Origin of the sequence: Nocardiopsis metallicus (assembly GCF_014201115.1) — a bacterium.
GTDB lineage: Bacteria > Actinomycetota > Actinomycetes > Streptosporangiales > Streptosporangiaceae > Nocardiopsis > Nocardiopsis metallicus.
Genome location: NZ_JACHDO010000001.1, coordinates 238,456 through 259,294 on the forward strand (window position 1 = coordinate 238,456; position 20,839 = coordinate 259,294).

The 20,839-nt window shown below is 66.8% G+C and carries 19 protein-coding genes and 1 pseudogene; 12 read left to right on the forward strand and 8 right to left on the reverse strand.

The features are described from left to right. Positions 1-6 precede the first annotated feature (6 nt). Complete coding sequence (locus HNR07_RS36010; protein WP_184360689.1) at positions 7-393, reverse strand: peptidoglycan-binding domain-containing protein; 387 nt, start codon at positions 391-393, stop codon at positions 7-9. 748 nt (positions 394-1,141) lie between these two features. Here HNR07_RS36010 and HNR07_RS00980 point away from each other — a divergent pair. Further along, positions 1,142-2,569, forward strand: coding sequence for a helix-turn-helix domain-containing protein (locus HNR07_RS00980; protein ID WP_184360691.1), 1,428 nt, complete (start codon positions 1,142-1,144; stop codon positions 2,567-2,569). Between the two features lie 142 nt (positions 2,570-2,711). Here the strand turns inward: HNR07_RS00980 and HNR07_RS00985 are convergent. Together HNR07_RS00985 and HNR07_RS00990 are read right to left on the reverse strand one after the other, a co-directional pair. After that, positions 2,712-3,224 (reverse strand): annotated as a pseudogene (locus HNR07_RS00985) (transposase); the annotation flags it as partial. A 55-nt stretch (positions 3,225-3,279) separates the two neighbouring features. Then, on the reverse strand, positions 3,280-3,768 hold the full coding sequence (locus tag HNR07_RS00990; protein WP_184360693.1) for a winged helix-turn-helix domain-containing protein: 489 nt from the start codon (positions 3,766-3,768) through the stop codon (positions 3,280-3,282). A gap of 97 nt (positions 3,769-3,865) precedes the next feature. Here HNR07_RS00990 and HNR07_RS00995 point away from each other — a divergent pair, with 97 nt between their 5' ends. Continuing rightward, positions 3,866-5,251, forward strand: coding sequence for an IS30 family transposase (locus HNR07_RS00995; RefSeq protein ID WP_449406846.1), 1,386 nt, complete (start codon positions 3,866-3,868; stop codon positions 5,249-5,251). 68 nt (positions 5,252-5,319) lie between these two features. On the opposite strand, the gene HNR07_RS01000 is transcribed toward HNR07_RS00995, so the two are convergent. After that, entirely contained in the window at positions 5,320-6,234 is a 915-nt protein-coding gene (locus HNR07_RS01000) for a tyrosine-type recombinase/integrase (RefSeq protein ID WP_184360696.1), read from the reverse strand. Between the two features lie 128 nt (positions 6,235-6,362). Here HNR07_RS01000 and dnaJ point away from each other — a divergent pair, with 128 nt between their 5' ends. Both dnaJ and HNR07_RS01010 read left to right on the forward strand, forming a co-directional pair. Continuing rightward, positions 6,363-7,505: a molecular chaperone DnaJ gene (gene dnaJ, locus HNR07_RS01005; RefSeq protein ID WP_184360699.1), complete on the forward strand. Its 1,143-nt coding sequence runs from the start codon at positions 6,363-6,365 to the stop codon at positions 7,503-7,505. After that, positions 7,502-8,257, forward strand: coding sequence for a 16S rRNA (uracil(1498)-N(3))-methyltransferase (locus tag HNR07_RS01010; protein WP_184360702.1), 756 nt, complete (start codon positions 7,502-7,504; stop codon positions 8,255-8,257). Before dnaJ ends, HNR07_RS01010 begins: the two co-directional genes overlap by 4 nt. Before the next feature lie 118 nt (positions 8,258-8,375). Here HNR07_RS01010 and HNR07_RS01015 read toward each other — a convergent pair whose 3' ends face one another. Further along, a complete protein-coding gene (locus tag HNR07_RS01015) occupies positions 8,376-9,128 on the reverse strand; it encodes a hypothetical protein (RefSeq protein WP_184360706.1) in 753 nt (250 codons plus the stop codon). After that, positions 9,125-9,655, reverse strand: coding sequence for a SigE family RNA polymerase sigma factor (locus HNR07_RS01020; protein WP_026116355.1), 531 nt, complete (start codon positions 9,653-9,655; stop codon positions 9,125-9,127). The genes HNR07_RS01015 and HNR07_RS01020 overlap by 4 nt, the downstream gene beginning before the upstream one ends. Positions 9,656-10,006: 351 nt before the next feature. Between HNR07_RS01020 and HNR07_RS01025 the strand changes: the two genes are divergently transcribed. From HNR07_RS01025 to era, 6 genes are all read left to right on the forward strand, one after another. Next, on the forward strand, positions 10,007-10,357 hold the full coding sequence (locus HNR07_RS01025; protein WP_184360709.1) for a histidine triad nucleotide-binding protein: 351 nt from the start codon (positions 10,007-10,009) through the stop codon (positions 10,355-10,357). Positions 10,358-10,640: 283 nt separating this feature from the next. Next, complete coding sequence (locus HNR07_RS01030) at positions 10,641-11,744, forward strand: PhoH family protein (RefSeq protein WP_184360713.1); 1,104 nt, start codon at positions 10,641-10,643, stop codon at positions 11,742-11,744. A gap of 138 nt (positions 11,745-11,882) precedes the next feature. Further along, a complete protein-coding gene (gene ybeY / locus HNR07_RS01035; protein ID WP_184360716.1) occupies positions 11,883-12,389 on the forward strand; it encodes an rRNA maturation RNase YbeY in 507 nt (168 codons plus the stop codon). Further along, a complete protein-coding gene (locus tag HNR07_RS01040; RefSeq protein WP_184360719.1) occupies positions 12,386-13,771 on the forward strand; it encodes a hemolysin family protein in 1,386 nt (461 codons plus the stop codon). The genes ybeY and HNR07_RS01040 overlap by 4 nt, the downstream gene beginning before the upstream one ends. Next, on the forward strand, positions 13,768-14,112 hold the full coding sequence (locus tag HNR07_RS01045; protein WP_184360722.1) for a cytidine deaminase: 345 nt from the start codon (positions 13,768-13,770) through the stop codon (positions 14,110-14,112). The genes HNR07_RS01040 and HNR07_RS01045 overlap by 4 nt, the downstream gene beginning before the upstream one ends. Before the next feature lie 9 nt (positions 14,113-14,121). Beyond that, on the forward strand, positions 14,122-15,090 hold the full coding sequence (gene era / locus HNR07_RS01050; RefSeq protein WP_184360724.1) for a GTPase Era: 969 nt from the start codon (positions 14,122-14,124) through the stop codon (positions 15,088-15,090). A 161-nt stretch (positions 15,091-15,251) separates the two neighbouring features. Here the strand turns inward: era and HNR07_RS01055 are convergent, their stop codons facing one another. Then, entirely contained in the window at positions 15,252-16,076 is an 825-nt protein-coding gene (locus tag HNR07_RS01055; protein WP_376769969.1) for an IclR family transcriptional regulator, read from the reverse strand. A gap of 214 nt (positions 16,077-16,290) precedes the next feature. Here HNR07_RS01055 and HNR07_RS01060 point away from each other — a divergent pair, with 214 nt between their 5' ends. Together HNR07_RS01060 and allB are read left to right on the forward strand one after the other, a co-directional pair. Further along, positions 16,291-17,571 carry a DUF6986 family protein gene (locus tag HNR07_RS01060; RefSeq protein WP_184360730.1) on the forward strand — a complete coding sequence of 427 codons (1,281 nt, stop codon included), beginning with the start codon at positions 16,291-16,293 and terminating at the stop codon, positions 17,569-17,571. Between the two features lies 1 nt (position 17,572). After that, complete coding sequence (gene allB / locus HNR07_RS01065; RefSeq protein ID WP_184360733.1) at positions 17,573-18,922, forward strand: allantoinase AllB; 1,350 nt, start codon at positions 17,573-17,575, stop codon at positions 18,920-18,922. A gap of 503 nt (positions 18,923-19,425) precedes the next feature. Here allB and HNR07_RS01070 read toward each other — a convergent pair. Next, complete coding sequence (locus HNR07_RS01070) at positions 19,426-20,811, reverse strand: IS30 family transposase (RefSeq protein WP_449406846.1); 1,386 nt, start codon at positions 20,809-20,811, stop codon at positions 19,426-19,428. Positions 20,812-20,839: the final 28 nt, after the last annotated feature.

Below are 20,839 nucleotides of genomic sequence, written 5' to 3' on the forward strand. Positions count from 1 at the left end.
TAATAGTTACCTGCTGATTAGTCGCCTTAGGGATCTCTCGCTCTTGGGTCCGTAGACGCCATCCACAGTAATACCCGCTTTCCTCTGAAAGCTCTTCAGGGCGTTCTGTGTCTCGGTACCAAAGCTCCCGTCATCCTGGTATTTGGGTAGCTTCTCCCCGGACTTGATGAGCGCTTGCTGGAGCTGCCTTACCCGAGTACCGGTATGACCCTTTCGGATCAAAGGATTACCACCGGGTATGGTAACGCTGGTACTGGTATTACCCTTACCCCGGTATCGCTGGTATGCGATCTCGGTATTGGTACCCCAGAGTCCGTCTACCTTTACCCCGATCTTGGACTGTGCCCAACGGATACTGGTATTGGTCTTCGGTCCCCAGATACCATCCTCCACCAACTTCGGGAGTACCCCATACCGTTGATGGCTTTATTCTGGTTTAGTATCGATCGCGCCGAGGTAATTCCTCCAGGCTTTCCTGAGGAGTCGCTACCATTATTTGGCGCAGGGCAACTGTTCCTTCAATGCCTCAGTTGCCCGAATCGGCACGAACTTTCAGATAGCCACGAAGGCAACTAGGGAGCACGTTGCAGGGGCGGAGTGTAATAATCCTATGCCGTAATCAAATTTCTCGTATTGGAAAACCTTTGGGTTGTCCGCGGGTGATGTTTCTGTGCCTACTTAGGTGAGTAGTTTCGTTTCATGTCAAACCTTTTTAAGATATCTGTGATAAAAGCGATATAGATAATCATCATGCGAGCTGCTGTCCAAGTGGGGGCTATTGACGAATGTCTAGTACTGTGAGATAATTGGGAGTATGCCCACTTTTCCGTGAGTGTGCCTCATGTGGCATGTTTCATTCTAAAAATCCTCCTGTTGGTAAGCAGTCGAGGTCTGGGTGGAGAGTAGAGGGCACCAGCTAGCCGGCGGGTCCTTGTTGAGGTCGATGCTGCCTAGGTTGATCGGGGAACTATCTAGATGCTGAGGAAGCTGAAACCTCATTAATAATTAGCCTCCATACCGAGTCCGACGGGATGACTCATGGAGTGAGCCCAGGGGGAGGTTTTCCTAGTCTCTCCTCCCCCTGGGGCAATTTATTGAGACTAGGAAAGACTAAAGACTAGGAGCAATCAACATGCCTTGCATGGGTTACACTGAACAGCAACGAGCCTTTGCAGAGGCCAAAACGAAAGAGCTACATAAAGAACTCATTCTCTCCTCTCCTTCTCTCTTCTCTTGGACTACTAGTGTAGATAAGGAGAAGATCATCGTCCCTCAGGACTCTGAGCGCACCAGAGGGGTTCGGAGGATCGAAGACCTCCCCGTTTATCAGTGGGGGATCTTCATCAACGGCTGTGCCGCTATTGACCTTGGAGAGAAGGTCTTCGGGGCCAAGATATCCAAGGGTGAGCGCAAGGGCTACTGGAGTAACTACATCAATCGGGGATTCACTTCTAAGTTGAAGTGGTTTGACTTCCTCAAGACTCATCCGGCCTGTCTTGCAGCGGGTTGGAGCAACTACAACACGCTGGTCTTTGATGCAGATGGAGACAGCCTTGAAGAGTCCCGACGGATTATGGATGAGCTTGTGCAGGCCTACCGTCTGCCAGCGACTCTGGAGATGTCCACCAGGAAGGGCTACCACCAGCACTTTAAGCGTGAGAGCCATGTGCTTCCTAGAGCAGTGAAGAAGATTCATCCCAAGGCAGACCTCATTGGCCTCTTCCCTATGGGTGAAACCCTGCCTACATCCTGGACTCCGCTGCCGGGCTCCCTGACTGCAGAGGGATACATGTATGAAGGACACCTCGTCGCAGACCAGGTGACTCATCTTCCAAATGACTCATACCAACTACTAAAAGCCCTCCTTCTCTCGCCTCCTTCTGTTCCTTCTTCTTGGACTACTAGTGTATTTAAGCAAGAGGAGAAGGAAGTACAAGACACAAAGACTCCTCCTCCTTCCTCTTTCTCTTGGACTACTGGTGTAGATAAGGAAGAAGTCGCAGCTCATCAGAGTCTTCCTGTCGACTACGATCGAGATCCTTGGGAGTGGCATGAGGAGGCTCTGGGGAAGTTGAACCGGAGAACCAAGAATCAGGTGGCATTGATCAGGTACATTAAAGATCTGGCGGTTCAGTATCCCGGGGAGATCATCCTTGGTCAGTACCGTGCCTCTGAGGAGACCGGTATTCCCCGACCTGAAGTGTCTCGCATTCTGAAGAAGTTTCGGGAGCAGGGGATCATCTGGCGTTCCATCCATGTCGGCAGGAACAAGTATGGCAAGGCTGATCGGTACCGCCTGGTGCCTTGTGAGGAGTTCAAGATTGACGCCTTGGATCTTCCTTCGGCTTCGGTGGATATCGGGACTTTTCAGGAACTCACCAGTCAGGGGCAAGGGGACTCGGATCATCGGGTCTTCTGGGCTCTGGTTCAGCTCAAGCACGCAGGTATTGATGAGTTCGTGGCCCTGGAAAAGGTGAAAGAAACTCCCTTGGGTGAGTGGATCACTGAAGAACGTGGAGACAAGGGACTTGCCCGAGTCGCTCAAAACGTGTGGGACTGGGAGGGGTAGCCCTAAGGGCCCCTCAGAAGCGTCACAAGTCGATTCCCCATAAAGGACACCAGGGTTGCCATGAAAAGCTCTCAGAGTCGATCTGAGAAACGCCTAGACGCAAGAGGGCCCCGTCTATCCCTTGGGTTCTACTGATCTTTGATCATGCGGTTGACGGAAACGGTGAGGGTTCCAAGCCCACCGAGTCGATGAACCCCCGCAGCAGATCGGTGCGTTTGCGCACCAGGCGCAGATGCGCGTTGATCACCTGCTCCAGCTCCTCCAGGCTCCGGAACAGACGGCTTCTGAGCACCCGTTTGAGGTGCGCCCACAGCGTCTCCACCGGGTTGAGTTCGGGCGCGTACCGGGGCAGGAACACCACCCGCACCCAGTCCCGTCCGGCAAGGTGGGCGGTCATCTTCTTCCCGGAGTGGGAGGAGTGGTTGTCCCAGATCAGCACAACCGGACCTTGGAGCCCCCGGTGCAGACGGTCCAGCAGGGCGGGCAGCACCGCGGCGGTGATGGAGGAGCGGGTGCGCACCGTGTGGAACAGCTTCACCGCCCCGGTGGCGGGGTGCACGCACAGCCAGCCGACGGTGTTGGCCCGTTCCCGCCGGCCCCGTCGGGTGGCCACCAGCGGTGTGCGCCCCCTGCGGCCCCAGGTGCGACGGGTGGGCGGGGACGTGCTCGCACCGCACTCATCGGCGAAGACGACCCACGCACCACGGGTTTCAGCGTCCTCTTTTGGCCCGGGGCCACACTTGGGTGCGCCACCGGTCGACCTCTTCCTCGTCGCGTTCGGCGGCCCGCGTCGCGGGCACCTGGTGGGAGAAGCCCATCCGCTGCAGTAGTCGCCACACCCCGGAGGGGTCGGCGTAGGCGACGTGGAAGCGTTCGTTGATGAGGTGGTTGACCCGGTCCAGGGTCCAGGACTGGTCGGGCCATCCGTGTTCGGTGGGGCTGGAGTCGAGCAGGGCGGCCAGGGCCCGCTCCTGCTCGCTGTTCAGGAAGGGTTCGGCGCCGCGGGGGCGGGCGGCCAGCGCGGCGGGGCCCTGGCTCTTCCAGGCGGTGTGCCACTTGTGGACGGCTTGCCTGCTCACGCCGAGCAGGCGGGCGATCGCGGCTTGGGAGAGCTCACCCTGGTCGAACAGCTCCGCGGCGACCAGGCGCCGTTTCTCGTACTCGGCAGGGGTTCGGGGCGAGGAGAGGGGAAGCTCCATGAGCAGGGTTTTCCCAGCTCACTGGGCCGTCAACCCACACATCAAAGATCAGTAGTGGTGGTCGCAACACCCTGACTTTGGGGAGGTTGCGACCACCGTGTCGTTTTCCAAGCAAGAACTGGCCCGGCTGCGGGAGCGGTTCCTGGAGCTGATGACCGAGTCCGGGAACGTCACCGAGGTAGCCCGAAAGCTCGGTATCAACCCCAACACCGCGTTCACCTGGGCACGCAAAGCCGGACTACGCTCCAGGCGCCAGCAGCGCCGCCACCCAGCACGAGACGAGTACCACCGCCTGCGTCAGAGCGCTGTGCCCCGCCGAGAGGCCGCCCGGCGGGTCGGGATCAACGAGCGCACCGCCAAAGACTGGGACCGCGGGGTACGCAAGTCCGGCAACTCAAGGATCTATGCCGATGGCCGCCGGGTGAACTACTCCACCGGACAGACCACCATAGAGCCCATGACCAGCCCCCAACCAGCGTTGGACGCACTCGAACGGCAGGTGCATCCACGCTTTTTGACCCTGCACGAGCGGGAGAGGATCGCTGACCTTCACCGGGCCGGGTGGAGCCTGCGAGCGATCGGCCGCGACCTGGGGCGACCCGCCTCGACGATCAAGCGTGAACTCGACCACCACCGTGGCCAGGACGGCTCCTACGGCGCCTATACGGCCCAACGCCGGGCCATCGCACAGCGGGCGCGTCCCAAACCCGCCAAGCTCGCCTGCCCCGGCCCCTTGCGCGACTACGTCGCCCAAGGGTTGGAGGAACAATGGTCCCCCGAGCAGATCAGCAACCGGATCGTTGAGGACCATCCTGATGACCAGGACATGCGTGTGAGCCACGAAACGATCTACCAGGCGCTCTACGTCCAGGCCCGGGGCGGGCTCAAACGCGAGGTCGCCGCCGCGCTGCGCACCGGACGCATCCGACGCAAGCCCCGCCGTTCCTCCGAGCACAGGCAGAGCCGGTTCGTTGATCCGATGGTGATGATCAGCGAGCGCCCCGCCGAGGTCGAAGACCGTGCTGTTCCAGGGCATTGGGAGGGCGATTTGATCACGGGGGCGCATAACAAGTCCGCGATCATCACCTTGGTCGAGCGGTCGAGCAGGTATGTGATGCTCGGGCACCTGCCCGGCGAGCACACCGCCGAGGCGGTGGGAGGCGTTCTGAGCGCTCTGGTCCAGACGCTGCCCGAGCATCTGCGCGGGTCCTTGACCTGGGACCAGGGCAGCGAGATGGCCGGTCACAGAAGGTTCTCGGTGGATACGGGGGTGCCGGTGTTCTTCTGCGACCCGGCCTCGCCCTGGCAGCGCGGGTCGAACGAGAACACCAACGGGCTGTTGCGCCAGTACTTTCCCAAGGGCACCGATCTGTCGGTGCACGGCCCGCTGGACCTGGAGCACGTGGCTCAGAAGCTGAACGGTCGGCCACGCAAAACGCTCGGCTGGAAAACTCCAGCCGAGCGTTTGCATACACTCGTGTGATCAACGAGGTGTTGCGATGACCCCTTGAATCCGCCTCCCAGCAACGGGATAGACGGGGCCCTCTTTGTTTAGAAGTGGTCTCCGGGGGAGTGGATCTTGTGGGCAGCATGTGCCCTGACTTGAGCGCCTGTCTTGGCGTAGCGGTCCACCATCTCCCTACGGCTCCAGCCACCGAGGTACATCAGGTCTCCCTCACTGCCCTCAAAGAGTCGGAAATAGTGAGCGAACGTGTGCCTGAGGACGTGGGGACGGATGTGACGGATGCCAGCGGCCTTGGCCCTACGATCCACGATGGCCCAGATGCCGTGGTAGCCCAGTGCTCCCCTCTGCCCAAGGAACAGGAACGGCTCAGCCGCATAGCGGTGCTTCTTCCTGAGCCTCAGGTACTTCCGTAGGGCGTTCTCAGCCTTGCTCCCCAGGGGAAGGGTCCGGACCTTGCCGCCCTTGCCCACGATGCGGATAGAGGGCGCTTTCAGGTCGATGTTGTCCAGGAGGATGCCAGCGGTCTCCGAAGCCCTGGGGCCGATGTCCAGCATGATCCGGATGAGGGCTGTGTCCCTGGCGTTGTCGAACTTCACCGATGAGGGGTTCTTGGCCAGAGGTACATCACATGCCTTGATGAGCGATCGAACCTCAACTTCGGGCATGATCTCGGGGGCTTGCTCGTTGTGCTGGGGAGGATCGACCTTGGCCAGTGGGCTCTTGGTCAGTTCCTCTTCGCGCACGCACCAGTTGAAGAAGCTCCTCAGCCTCTCGTAGTAGGTCTTGGCGCTGGAGGTCTTGCCCCGCTCCATGTAGCCCCCGAGCCAGTCTCGGAGGTGCCTGGGACGGATGTCCTCCACGTCGGTGTCCATACCCTCACTCAGGCAGGCACTGAACTTGGTGATGGTGCCCAGGTAGGCTTGGAGGGTTAAGGGAGAGCGCTTCTTGCTGGACTTGAGATGAGCGCGGTAGTCGTCAACTAGTGTCGCCAGGGAGGTCATCGTGCACATACCTCGTCACTACAGAGGAACGTTCCCCCAGCAGAGTGCATCTGCGCAGGTCAGAGACCTAGAAGCCGTCCGTGCGGTGGCTCGGTATGTCGGACAGATTTTGGCAGGACAGTAACTCAGTGGCCAGAGACTATTATCAGGTTCTCGGGGTGCGTCGCGACGCGTCCAAGGACGAGATCAAGAAGGCGTACCGGAGGCTCGCGCGCGAGCTCCACCCGGACATCAACCCGGACCCCGCCACCCAGGATCGCTTCAAGGAAGTGACCCAGGCCTACGAGGTCCTCTCCGACGAGAACAAGCGTCGGATGTTCGACATGGGCCAGGACCCCTACGCACCCGCCGGCGGAGGCGGCGCCGGAGGGTTCGGCGGCGCGGGCGGGTTCGCCTTCGACGACATCATGAACGCCTTCTTCGGCGGCGGCCAGCCCGGCGGGCGCGGCCCCCGGGAGCGGGTCCGGCGCGGACGCAGCATCAAGATCCGCATCGAACTCGACCTCGTCGAGACCGCGTTCGGGGTCAGCAAGGAGATCACCTTCCCGACCGCCATCCTGTGCGACACCTGCCAGGGTGAGGGCACCGCGGCCGGTTCGCACCGGAGCACCTGCGAGATGTGCCACGGCCAGGGTGAGGTCTCCCAGGTCACACGCTCCTTCCTCGGACAGGTCATGACCTCGCGCCCCTGCCCGCAGTGCTCGGGTCAGGGCTCGGTCATCACCAACCCCTGCGGCGACTGCGCGGGCGAGGGCCGGGTGCGCGAGAAGGTCACCCGCACCGTCAAGATTCCCGCCGGTGTGGACGACGGCACCCGTATCCAGCTCGCGGGCGAGGGCGAGGTCGGCCCCAACGGCGGACCGCGCGGCGACATCATCCTCGAGGTCGTCCAGAAGGCCCACCCGACCTTCGAGCGTCGCGGCGACGACCTGCACTGCACCATCACCGTCCCGATGACGGCGGCGGCGCTGGGCGCGTCCTTCGCCTTCGACACCCTCGACGGCACCGAGAACATCGACCTGCGTCCGGGCACCAACTCGGGCCACGTCATCACGCTGCCGGGCAAGGGCGTCACCCACCTCGACGGCGGTGGCCGGGGCGACCTGCGCATCCGTGTGGACGTGGAGACCCCGAGCAAGCTGGACGAGGAGCAGGAGGCCCTGCTGCGCAAGTTCGCCGAGCTGCGCGGCGAGGACGAGAACCCGGGTCGCTTCAGCCCCGGTCACGGTGGTTTCTTCTCCAAGCTCCGCGACGCCTTCGGCGCCAAGTGACCCCGCCGGTCTTCCTGGTCGATCCGGCCGTCCTCGCGGGCGACCGGATTCGGCTGGACGGCCCGGAGGGCCGCCACGCCGTGGCGGTCCGGCGCATCCGCGAGGGCGAGACCGTCGACCTGTCCGACGGGCTCGGCCTGCGTGTGCGCTGTGAGGTGGCCGAGGTCGTCGGCAAGGACACGCTCGTCTGCCGGGTGCTGGAACGCCTGGCCGAACCCGAGCCGACCCCGCGGATCACCGTGGTGCAGGCCCTGCCCAAGCGGGACCGGGGCGAACTCGCGGTCGAGATGATGACCGAGGCCGGGGTCGACGCCGTCGTGCCCTGGGCCGCCGAGCGCTGTGTCACGCAGTGGAAGGGCGACCGCGGAGCCAAGGCCCTGGCCAAGTGGCGGGCGAGTGCCCGGGAGGCTGCCAAGCAGGCCCGCCGTGCCCGGACCCCCGAGGTCGCCGAACCGCTGGACCGCAAAGGGGTCAGCGCCCTGCTGGCCGAGGCGGACCTAGCCGTGGTCCTGCACGAGGAGGGGGCCCAGCGGCTGTCCGAGCTGCCCCTTCCCAAGGACGGGCAAGGCGAGGGCACCGGGGCCGGGATCGTGCTGGTGGTCGGCCCCGAGGGCGGGATCTCCGACGCCGAACTCACCGCGTTCGACGAGGCCGGAGCGGTCCGCTCCCTGCTGGGGCCGTCGGTCCTGCGCACATCCACCGCCGGGGTGGCCGCGCTGGCGGTCCTGCAGGCCCGCACCGGCCGCTGGTGACTCCGCCACCGGTCTGAACGGAACAGGGCCGCTGGTCCGAACGCAGATGGAAGGGGCCCACGGGAGAGATTCCCGCGGGCCCCTTCTGCTGTGTACCGGAAGTTCCTCAGAGGAACGGTCAGTTCTGGCTGGTGCCGCTCTCCTCGTCACCGTTGCTGCCGGAACCGCCGCCGTTGCCGCCGCCCGAGCCGCTACCGTCCCCAGAGCCGTTGCCGGACTCGTCATCCTCGGGATCGTCGCCGTTGCCGCCGCCCGAGCCGCTACCGGGCTCGTCGGTGGGCTTGTCCGCCGGTTCGTCGGCGGGGTCGCAGTCCGGGTGGTCCGAGCCTCGGTTGTCCCGATCGTCGTTCTTCTTGTCCTCGTCCCGCGTCCCGTTGGTCGCGGTGGCGCCGTCCTCCCCGGGCGGGCACGAGGCGGTGGACTCCAGGCTCTCGTCCTCGGCGGAGGAGGAACCGCCGTCGGGGCCCGCCTCGTCCTCGGGTTCCTGCCCCGGCGTCTCCTCCGGCTTGCTGGTGCCGGTGGCCGAGTCCGTCGTGGGCTCGGGGGCCGCCACGCTGTCGCCACCATCCTGCTGAGCCTCGGGCGGGGTGCCCTCGCGGTCGGCGCCGGCGGGGACGATCTCCAGGACCTGGTCCCTTACCTGAGGGCTCGACATGATCACCGAGGCGACGATCAGAACGGCCGCCGCCACCGCTGACGCCGGACGCAGCCACGGCAGCCCGAACCACGCCGAGCCCCGTTGGCGCTCGGTTCGCTCACGGATGAGGTTGAGACCCTCGCCTGAGGGCTTCACCTCGCCCGCCTCGGCCTTGAGTATCTGGCGGAGCTGGTCTTCGAACTCCAGCTCGCTCCGTTCGTTGGGGGTACTCATGACGTTTGCTCCAGTACAGAGCGGAGGGCGGAGATGCCACGCGACGTGTGGCTCTTGACCGCGCCTCGGCTGATGCCCATGGCGTCCGCGATCTGTGCCTCGGACAGGTCGCCGTAGTACCGGAGCACGATGGCCTCTCGCTGACGGGTGGGTAGCTTACGCAGGCCCGTGATGACTGCCTCACGTTCCAGGAGGTTCATGGCTCCGTGCTCGGCGCTGGGCGCGTCCGGCATGGCCTTCGGGGCGTGCTTCTCGACGACGGCCCTGTGGCGGAGTACCGACCTGGCCTTGTTCACCACCGCCTGGCGGAGGTAGGACAGAGCCTTGTTCGGGTCCCTGAGACGACGCCAGGCTCCGTGCATGGCCACGAAGGCGTCCTGAACGACTTCCTCCGCGGTCGCGTGGTCACGGACCAGCAGGGCGGCGAGCCGAACAAGCGGACGGTAGTGCTCTCGGTAGAGCTCCGTCACGGCGTGGTCGGCGTCCCACTCGACCGAGAGTGGCGCCGTGGTGGCACCGGCCACCAACGTTTCTGTCGTCACATCAGTTCGACGCACACCCTTGTCGCGGGGTTTACGAAAGGGCATACCTCTTCTTTTCCAAGTAGACGTGCGTTTCAATCCGAACACGCCGGACGCGGCCAAACGGCGGGCATGCCGACAACCTAACGCGCACGGACGCAAAGCCTATCGCGCCCCGGCCCGCCACCGGTGGGGAAACCGGATCGGAACGGTTGCGGAAAGGTTGAGGGTTCATCTCTGCCGAGTGGTCGGCCGGGCCCTCCACGGGGCCCGCGCACCTGCGGCATCATGGGCACCTGGACATGCCCGACAGGGGTGCCGCCCTGCCCGGCGGCCCCGCGTGACGGAAGGTGAGCGATGGTCGACCCCGACTGCCTTTTCTGCAAGATCGTGAAGGGGGAGGTGCCCGCGGAGATCGTCCGCGAGGGGGAGCGCACGGTCGCCTTCCGCGACATCAACCCCCAGGCGCCCACCCACGTCCTGGTCATCCCGCGTGAGCACCACGCCGACGCCACGGCCGCCGCGGCCACGGACACCGGCCTGCTGGACGCCGTGGTCCGTGAGGCCCACGAGGTGGCCACGGCCGAGGACGTGGCCGACATCGGCTACCGGATCGTCTTCAACACCGGGGCGGGGGCCGGGCAGACCGTCTTCCACCTCCACGCGCACGTGCTCGGCGGCCGCGGCCTGAGCTGGCCGCCCGGATAACCACGGGCCGGGGGCGTCGGGGGCGCACGCGCCCAGGACGGCAGCGTCTTCCGCGCGGCTGTCCCTCCGACTCGGCGGGCGCGAGAAATCCCATCGAGTCCGCCGGGTCCCCGTTGGTAGACTCGCAGGCGGGCCCCACCGGCCACTTCGGTTGTCCCGCACACCCGTGGTGACCATGCACGACACCGTCGGACACGGTGTGCGGCCCGTCCGCGAGGAACCCCGGGAAACCGACCCCGGGGCCGTGACCGAAGGGTAGGGACAGCGGCCGCAAGGCCACACCATGGTCGAGTCAACCCACACGCACCCGGACCGGGAGACCCAGGTCAAGGTCGTGGTGCCGGACGAACACACGATGATCAGCCTGCTGGGTTCGGGGGACGAGCTCCTCCGGGCACTGGAGCGGTCCTTCAAGAGCGACATCCACGTCCGCGGCAACGAGTTCACGATCAGCGGGACTCCCGAGGAAACGGGCGTGGTCGTCCGCCTCGTTGAGGAGTTGATCGAGCTCGCCAAGAGCGGCACCCACGTCACCCCCGACACCATCGAGCGCATGATCCACATGCTGCGCTCGCCGGGCAAGGAACGCCCCGCTGACGTGCTGACCACCAACATCCTGTCCAACCGGGGCAAGACCATCCGCCCCAAGACGCTGAACCAGAAACGCTACGTCGACATCATCGACCAGCGCACCGTGGTCTTCGGCATCGGTCCGGCGGGCACCGGCAAGACCTACCTGGCCATGGCCAAGGCGGTCAAGGCCCTCCAGGACAAAGAGGTCAACCGGATCATCCTCACCCGCCCCGCGGTCGAGGCCGGCGAGCGACTGGGCTTCCTGCCCGGCACCCTCTACGACAAGATCGACCCCTACCTGCGCCCGCTCTACGACGCCCTGCACGACATGCTCGACCCGGACTCCATCCCCAAGCTGATGGCCGCCGGCACCATCGAGGTCGCACCACTGGCGTATATGAGGGGTAGAACGATCAATGACTCCTTCATCATCTTGGACGAGGCGCAGAACACCTCGCCGGAGCAGATGAAGATGTTCCTCACGCGCCTGGGGTTCGGGTCGAAGATCGTGGTCACCGGTGACGTCACCCAGGTGGACCTGCCCGGCGGGCAGGCCAGCGGGCTGCGCACCATCGAGAACATTCTGCGTGATATCGACGACATCGCCTTCTGCCGACTGACCAGTGAGGACGTCGTCCGTCACAAGCTGGTGGGGCAGATCGTCGACGCCTACGGCCGTCACGACGCCGCCCAGAGCAACCAGGGCAACGGGGACCGGGGCCGTCCGGGCCCGCGCAGGGGGCGGCGCCAGGGCGGCGACACCCCGAGGGACGGCGGTGGCGGCGCAGAGGGCGCCCAAGACCGGGCAGACTGAGAAGAAGTACGTAGTGACACCGGCCGGTGGGCCCGCCTCGTGCGGGCCCACCGCTGTCGGTAGGGCGCCCCTCGCCGGACGCCCCGGCGGGGACACCGCCGACCACCGACCCGAGACGCAAGAAGGCAGCCGCAACCGATGAGTATCGACGTCGCCAACGAGTCCGGCGTCAGCAGCGTGGACGAGGAGCGACTCTCCCGCCTGGCCCGGCACGTGCTCGACGCCATGCGGGTCCACCCGTTGGCCGAGCTGTCCGTCGTGCTGGTGGACGAGGGACCCATGACCGACCTCCACGTGCGCTGGATGGACGAGCCCGGACCCACCGACGTGCTCTCGTTCCCCATGGACGAGCTGCGCCCCGGCGGACCCGGCCGCACCAGCGACCCCGGCGTGCTCGGTGACGTGATCATCTGCCCGCAGGTGGCCGAGCGCCAGGGCGAGGCGGCCGGTCACGGAACCGAGGCCGAGATCGACCTGCTGTGCACGCACGGCATCCTGCACCTGCTCGGCTACGACCACGCCGAGCCCGAGGAACACAAGGAGATGTTCGGTCTCCAGGGTGAGATCCTCGCCGCCTGGCGAGAGCGCGAGGCCGCCGACACCGCCGGCGAGGAGACGACCGAAGGGGACGAGAGCGCCCGATGAGCGCGGCCCTGTGGCCTGACCTGGCGCCGCTCACCACGGGTGGCCCCCTGGAGTGGGCGGCGGCCTTCGTGGCCGCCCTGGTGCTGACCGCCGTCGCCGGGTTCCTGGTGGCGGCGGAGGTCGCCGTCACCCGCGTGGCCTCCATGGGAATGGAGGCGATCCACGGTGAGCGCGCCGCCAAGGCCGGCCGTGCCTGGGAGCGGGTCTCCGCCGACCCCACCGCACACCTGAACATGCTGCTGTTCTTGCGCGTGGTGTGCGAGGTCTGCGCGGTCCTGGCCGCCGCCGTCGGCATGGTCTTCCTGCTGGGGCCGGGCTGGCCCGCCCTGGTGCTGACCGCCGTGGCGATGGTCGTGGTGGAGTGCGTCCTGATCGCCGTCACCCCGCGCATCCTCGGCCGCCAGTTCGCCGGTCCGCTCGCCCGGGCCAGCGCCGCGGTCCTCTACCCGCTCCAGGTGGTGCTGGGCCCGATCGCCAGGCTCCTCGTGGGCGCGGGCCGCGCGCTCACCCCGCGGGACAAGGGCGACCGGGACGGCCCCTTCAGCAGCGAGGTGGAGCTGCGCCAGCTCGTGGACCTGGCCGAGCAGGGGGAGGTCATCGACCCCGAGGAACGCCAGATGATCCACTCGGTGTTCAAGCTCGACGACACCTCCGTGCGCGAGGTGATGGTGCCGCGGCCCGACATCGTCTTCACCAGCCGGGACGCCGACGCCGACGCGGTCCTCACGCTCGCCATGGGCAGCGGGTACTCGCGGATCCCGGTGACCGGGGAGGACGAGGACGACGTGGTCGGCATCGTCTACCTCAAGGACCTGGTGGAGCGGCTGCGCGACCGCTGGGCGGCGGCCGCGGGCGGCGCGCAGGACGTGCCGCTGACCGCCGCCGACGTGATGCGTCAGGCCAGCTACGTGCCCGACACCAAACCCATCGACGAGCTGCTGCGTGAGATGCAGCAGCGGCGCAACCATGTGGCGGTGGCGATCGACGAGTACGGCGGCACCGCCGGCCTGGTCACCCTGGAGGACATCGTGGAGGAGATCGTCGGTGAGATCACCGACGAGTACGACCACGAGATCGCCCCGGTGGACTGGCTGGACGAGGACAAGGTGCGGGTGACCGCGCGCCTGCCGCTGGGTGAGCTCGCCGAACTCTTCCCCGACCGCGATCTGGAGGTCTCCGACGTGGAGACCGTGGGCGGTCTGGTGGCCTTCGTGCTGGGGCGGGTTCCAGCAGGCGGAGCCCAGGCACAATACGCTGGGCTCAGGCTCACCCTGGAGGGCAAGAGCAGCCGCCGCAACCGGATGACCACGGTGCTGGTGGAACGCCTGCCCCTCGACCAGGACCAGGGTTCGGACGAACACGTAAGGAGCACGGACCAGTGACGGACACGACGGGACTCGGCCCCGAGGACGGCAAGCTCATCACGCTCGCGCGGGCCTCCCGGGCTCGGAACGCGGCCGCTGAGGGCGCGGCCGTGCGCGACGAGACCGGGCGCACGTACGTCGCCACCACGGTGTCGCTGCCCTCGCTCGAGCTGACCGCGCTCCAGGCCGCCGTGGCCGCGGCGGCCTCCAGCGAGGCCTCCGCGTTGGAGGCCGCGGTGGTCGTCACCGAGGCCAAGGAGCTGACCGAGGCCGACCGCGCGGTGGCGGACGACCTGAAGACCCAGGTGGTGGTGATCGCGGCCCCTGACGGGGTGCCCGCGAGCATCACCCGGCGTTAAGAAGGACCAATGAAAGACCTCGACCTTGAGAAGCTCCGCGTGCCACTGGAGTCGCCCTCCTACCCGGAGGGCTTCCGGAGCGGTTTCGCCTGCTTCGTGGGCCGCCCGAACGTGGGCAAGTCCACCCTGATGAACGCGCTGGTCGGGCAGAAGGTGGCGATCACCAGCAACCGGCCCCAGACCACCCGGCGGACCGTGCGCGGCATCGTGCACCGGCCGGACGCGCAGTTGATCATCGTGGACACGCCTGGCCTGCACAAGCCCCGCACCCTGCTGGGGGAGCGGTTGGACTCGCTGGTGCGGTCCACGTTGGTCGAGGTGGACGTGATCGCGTTCTGTCTTCCGGCCAACGAGCCGATCGGGCGCGGTGACACCTACATCGCCAAGGAGCTCGCGGAGCAGACCAACACCCCGGTGGTCGCCCTGGTGACCAAGACCGACCTGGTGGACAAGGCGACCGTCGGGGAACACCTGATGGCCGTGAACGAGCTGGGTGAGTGGGCCGACATCGTACCGGTGTCCGCGCGCGGCGCCTACCAGCTGGACACGGTCACCGAAGTGCTGTGCTCGCACCTGCCTGAGGGGCCGCCGCTGTACCCGGACGGCGACCTCACCGACGAACCCGACGAGATGCTCGTGGCCGAACTGGTCCGGGAGGCCGCCCTGGAGGGGGTCCGGGACGAGCTTCCGCACTCCATCGCGGTGGTCGTGGACGAGATGTACGAGCGCGAGAACACCAAGCCCGGCAAGGAGCTGGTGGACATCTACGCGTCGCTGTACGTGGAGCGTCCCAGCCAGAAGGCGATCGTGATCGGCTCGAAGGGTTCGCGGCTGCGCGACGTGGGCTCGCGGGCCCGCAAGCAGATCGAGGGCCTGCTGGGCCAGCGCGTCTTCCTGGACCTGCGGGTTCGGGTGGCCAAGGACTGGCAGCGCGATCCCAAGCAGCTGCGCAAACTGGGCTTCGACCAGCAGACGTAGGCGTCGGCCGAGTCAGGTGCCAGTAGGGCAGGAGCCCCGCTGAGCCGGATTCAGGCGGGATCCAGGCAACGAGAGGGGCCGTGACCACATGTGGTCACGGCCCCTCTCGTGTTCCGCGTGTCGCGTGCGGCAAGAGCACCGGGCGCGGCGTGCTTCGCGCGCTAGCTCTGGTTGTTGAGGTCGGTGGCCAGGACCCGGGCGCACTTGCGCACGATGGGGGCTGCCTGGTCCACGAAGTCCCAGCTCACCCGGGCTTCGGGGCCCGAGACCGACACCGCCATGCCCGAGGGGGCGTCCTTGACGGGCACGGCCACGCAGCGCACGCCCACCTCCTGCTCGCCGTCGTCGATGGCGTACCCGGTCTCGCGGATGCGCCGGAGTTCGGCGAGGAAGGCCTCGGGGTCCGTGATGGTGCGTTCGGTGGCGGCGGGCATGCCGGTGCGGCGCACGGTGGCCAGTGCCTCCTCGTCGCTGAGCTGGGAGAGCAGGGCCTTGCCCACACCCGCCGAGTGCGGCAGGACGCGGCGGCCGACCTCGGTGAACATGCGCATGGCGTGCGGTGAGGGGACCTGGGCCACGTAGATGACCTTGTCGCCGTCGAGCATGGCGAGGTTGGCGGTCTCGCCGAGGTCCTCCACGAGCTGGGCCAGGTGGGGGCGGGCCCAGGTGCCGAGCATCTGCGCCGCCTTGTCGCCGAGGCCGATCAGGCGCGGGCCCAGGGCGTAGCGGCGGGAGGGGAGCTGGCGCACGTAGCCGTTGCCGACCAGGGTGCGGATGATGCGGTGGATGGTGGGCAGGGGCAGGCCGGAGGAGTCGGCGAGCTGGCTCAGGGAGGCCTCACCGCCGGACTCGGCCATGATCTCCAGCAGCGCGAAGGCGCGGTCCAGGGACTGTACGCCGCCGGAGCGCCGGGCCGCCGCCTCCTCGGGAGGTCGGGGCTGGTCCGTTTGGGGGGTCTCTGAGGCTGACAAGGGTCGTGCTCCCATGCTGAGGGCCGCTGCGGTCACGTCCATCATTCTGCAATACGAAAGCAGTTTTTCGCTCTCCGTTGTGTATCGAAGCTTCCGGATCCGGGTCGTCGGCGCCCCAGAGGCCTTGTTCTTCCGAATCGCAGAAGTTATTATCCGCATATAGAAATTAGTGACCGGTCTCTCAGTGGCTCCGAGAGGCCGGCACCGACGACTCAGGAGGACACGACACGTGGCGAGTGACAGCTTGCAAGGCCTGACCGACCTGGTCACCGAACTCGACACCCGGCTCGCGGAGGCCGACAAGCGGCTGGACCGCGATTACCCCGGGACCAACGGCGGCCGCCAGCCGGTCCACAGCGTCTACGTGCCCGCCGACCGCATCCAGCCCGGCCTCGCCGCAGCCTGGGGCGAACAGGCGATCGCGGCCCTCGACGAGTACGCGCCCAAGGCCGCGGACCTCGCCGAGATCACCGGGCTCAGCGAGACCGCCGTCGCCGACGCGCTCCCGCTGGTACGGGCCAAGCTCGCCCGCGAACCCATCGAGGACCTGCGCGCCGACTTCGAGGACGGCTACGGGGCCCCCGGTGACGAGGCCGAGGACGCCCACGTGCTCGCCACCGCGAACGCGTTCGTCTCGGATCTGAAGCAGGGGACGGCCACCCCCTACTTCGGTATTCGGATGAAGGGCATGGAGGCGGCCGGGCGCCACCGCGGCGTGCGCACCCTCACCCTCTTCCTGCAGACCCTGCTGGAGGGGCACGGATCCCTGCCGGACAACCTCGTGCTCACCCTGCCCAAGATCACCTCGGTCGAGCAGGTCGAGGCGATGGTGTGGGTCAGTGAGCGGCTGGAGGAGCGCTTCGGGCTGTCCGCCGGGCGGCTGCGGTTCGAGCTCCAGATCGAGACCCCCCAGTCGATCCTGCTCACCGACGGCACCGTGTCCGTCGCCCGCATGATCCAGGCCGGTCAGGGCCGGGTCACCGCCCTGCACTACGGCACCTACGACTACAGCGCGGCCTGCGGGATCACCGCCGCCCACCAGAGCCTCGCGCACCCGGTGGCCGACTTCGCGAAGTCGGTCATGCAGGTGGCCGCGGCCGGTACCGGCGTGTGGATCTCCGACGGCGGCAGCAACATCCTGCCCACGGGCGGCCCCGAGGACGTGCGCTCCGCGTGGAACCTGCACGCTGGCCTGGTCCGCCGCTCCCTGGAGCGCGGCTTCTACCAGGGCTGGGACCTGCACCCGGGCCAGCTGCCCATCCGCTACCTGGCCACCTACGCCTTCTACCGCGAGGCCTTCGCCCCCGCGGCCGCGCGGCTGAAGGCCTACCTCGGCCAGGCGGGCGGCAACGTCATGGACGAGCCGGCCACCGCCCAGGCCCTGGCCTCGGTCCTGGCCAGCGGTCTGCGGTGCGGTGCGCTCGAGGAATCCGAGGTCGTTGAGGCCTCCGGTGCCGACGCCGGTACCATCGTCGGTCTGGCAACCCGCCGTGTCGGACAGGAGCAGTGAGTTGACCGAACACGCACTCGTCGTTCGCGCCCGCCGCGCCCTCACCCCCGAGGGTGAGCGCCCGGTGAGCGTGGTCATCGACGACGGACGGATCACCGAGGTCCTCACCGGGGACGACGCTCCGGTCCAGGCCGAGCGCGAGCTGCGCCTGGCCGGGGACGAGGTACTGCTGCCCGGGCTCGTGGACAGCCACGTGCACGTCAACGAGCCGGGCCGCACCGAGTGGGAGGGCTTCGCGAGCGCCACCCGCGCCGCCGCCCTGGGCGGGGTGACCACCCTGGTGGACATGCCGCTGAACAGTGTTCCGCCCACCACCAGCATCGAAGGCCTCAAAGCCAAACGTGCCGTGGCCGAGGGCAAGCTCGCCGTGGACGTGGGTTTCTGGGGCGGAGCCGTCCCGGAGAACAGCGGTGCCGGCACCACCGGCGTCCTGTCCGACCTGTGGGCCGAAGGCGTCTTCGGTTTCAAGGCGTTCCTCTCGCCCTCTGGTGTGGACGAGTTCGGCCACCTGTCCCCGGAGCAGCTGTACACCGCGGCCACGGCCATCCACGCCTTCGGCGGCAGACTGATCGTGCACGCCGAGGACCCCGCCGTGCTGGACTCCGCACCCGCCGCCTCCGGGCGCGACTACGCGGACTTCCTGGCCTCCCGCCCGGACGAGGCGGAGCACGCGGCGATCGCCCTGGTCATCGACACCGCTCGCCGCACCGGGGTTCGCGCGCACATCCTGCATCTGTCCAGCGCCTCCGCGCTGCCCCTGATCGCTCAGGCCAGACAGGAGGGCGTGCCGCTCACGGTGGAGAGCTGCCCGCACTACCTGACCCTGGCCGCGGAAGAGATCCCGGCGGGTGACACGAGCTACAAGTGCTGCCCGCCCATCCGCGACAGCGCCAACCGCGACCTCCTCTGGAGGGCGCTCCAGGACGGTCTGATCGACTGCGTGGTCAGTGACCACTCGCCGAGCACCCCGGATCTGAAGGACCTGGACACCGGCGACTTCGGCACCGCCTGGGGCGGCGTCTCCGGACTTCAGGTAGGCCTGTCCGCCATGTGGACCGAGGCCCGCTCCCGCGGCGTCGCCCTCGCCGAGGTCGTGCGCTGGATGTCCGCCGAGCCCGCCCGCGTCGCCGGGGTGCCCGGAAAGGGCTCGATCGCCCCGGGTCTGGACGCCGACCTCACGGTCTTCGCCCCGGAAGAGACGGTCCGTATCGAAGCCCGCTCCCTGGCCCACCGCAACCCCGTGAGCGCCTACGACGGTGCCGACCTCGTCGGCAAGGTCCGCCGCACCATCCTCCGCGGATCCGACGTCGGTCCGGACAGCACCGACGGTCGGATGATCACCCGGAGCTAGTTCCCCGAGTTGCCCGGGCGCCCCGCCACAAGGTGGGGCGCCCGTTCGCATCCAGGGGGAGAGACACCCGAGGCACCAGCTCATAGGCTGAACCCAACGAAGCTGCCTCCCCGGGCCGAAGAGGCAACGGTGGACCAGTTGAGTGGTGGGCTAAGTGTCAAGTATGAGTTTTTTGTCGTCGGTGTCTTATTCTCAACAACTTGCAGATTCCGGCACCCTCGCTACCTAAATCCGCAGGTCAACGAGACTGCTCCCCGCGCACGCGGGGATGGACCCATCGAACACGTGTGCCCCGAGCGCCTGGACGACTGCTCCCCGCGCACGCGGGGATGGACCCCAAGCCCGCCACCCCCAGCGCCAGCGAGATCACTGCTCCCCGCGCACGCGGGGATGGACCCGCCTCGGGGACGCTCATCCCGGTTTCGGCGGTCTGCTCCCCGCGCACGCGGGGATGGACCCCGTCTGCTGGGTGGATTCAAGGGGTCATCGCAACACCTCGTTGATCACACGAGTGTATGCAAACGCTCGGCTGGAGTTTTCCAGCCGAGCGTTTTGCGTGGCCGACCGTTCAGCTTCTGAGCCACGTGCTCCAGGTCCAGCGGGCCGTGCACCGACAGATCGGTGCCCTTGGGAAAGTACTGGCGCAACAGCCCGTTGGTGTTCTCGTTCGACCCGCGCTGCCAGGGCGAGGCCGGGTCGCAGAAGAACACCGGCACCCCCGTATCCACCGAGAACCTTCTGTGACCGGCCATCTCGCTGCCCTGGTCCCAGGTCAAGGACCCGCGCAGATGCTCGGGCAGCGTCTGGACCAGAGCGCTCAGAACGCCTCCCACCGCCTCGGCGGTGTGCTCGCCGGGCAGGTGCCCGAGCATCACATACCTGCTCGACCGCTCGACCAAGGTGATGATCGCGGACTTGTTATGCGCCCCCGTGATCAAATCGCCCTCCCAATGCCCTGGAACAGCACGGTCTTCGACCTCGGCGGGGCGCTCGCTGATCATCACCATCGGATCAACGAACCGGCTCTGCCTGTGCTCGGAGGAACGGCGGGGCTTGCGTCGGATGCGTCCGGTGCGCAGCGCGGCGGCGACCTCGCGTTTGAGCCCGCCCCGGGCCTGGACGTAGAGCGCCTGGTAGATCGTTTCGTGGCTCACACGCATGTCCTGGTCATCAGGATGGTCCTCAACGATCCGGTTGCTGATCTGCTCGGGGGACCATTGTTCCTCCAACCCTTGGGCGACGTAGTCGCGCAAGGGGCCGGGGCAGGCGAGCTTGGCGGGTTTGGGACGCGCCCGCTGTGCGATGGCCCGGCGTTGGGCCGTATAGGCGCCGTAGGAGCCGTCCTGGCCACGGTGGTGGTCGAGTTCACGCTTGATCGTCGAGGCGGGTCGCCCCAGGTCGCGGCCGATCGCTCGCAGGCTCCACCCGGCCCGGTGAAGGTCAGCGATCCTCTCCCGCTCGTGCAGGGTCAAAAAGCGTGGATGCACCTGCCGTTCGAGTGCGTCCAACGCTGGTTGGGGGCTGGTCATGGGCTCTATGGTGGTCTGTCCGGTGGAGTAGTTCACCCGGCGGCCATCGGCATAGATCCTTGAGTTGCCGGACTTGCGTACCCCGCGGTCCCAGTCTTTGGCGGTGCGCTCGTTGATCCCGACCCGCCGGGCGGCCTCTCGGCGGGGCACAGCGCTCTGACGCAGGCGGTGGTACTCGTCTCGTGCTGGGTGGCGGCGCTGCTGGCGCCTGGAGCGTAGTCCGGCTTTGCGTGCCCAGGTGAACGCGGTGTTGGGGTTGATACCGAGCTTTCGGGCTACCTCGGTGACGTTCCCGGACTCGGTCATCAGCTCCAGGAACCGCTCCCGCAGCCGGGCCAGTTCTTGCTTGGAAAACGACACGGTGGTCGCAACCTCCCCAAAGTCAGGG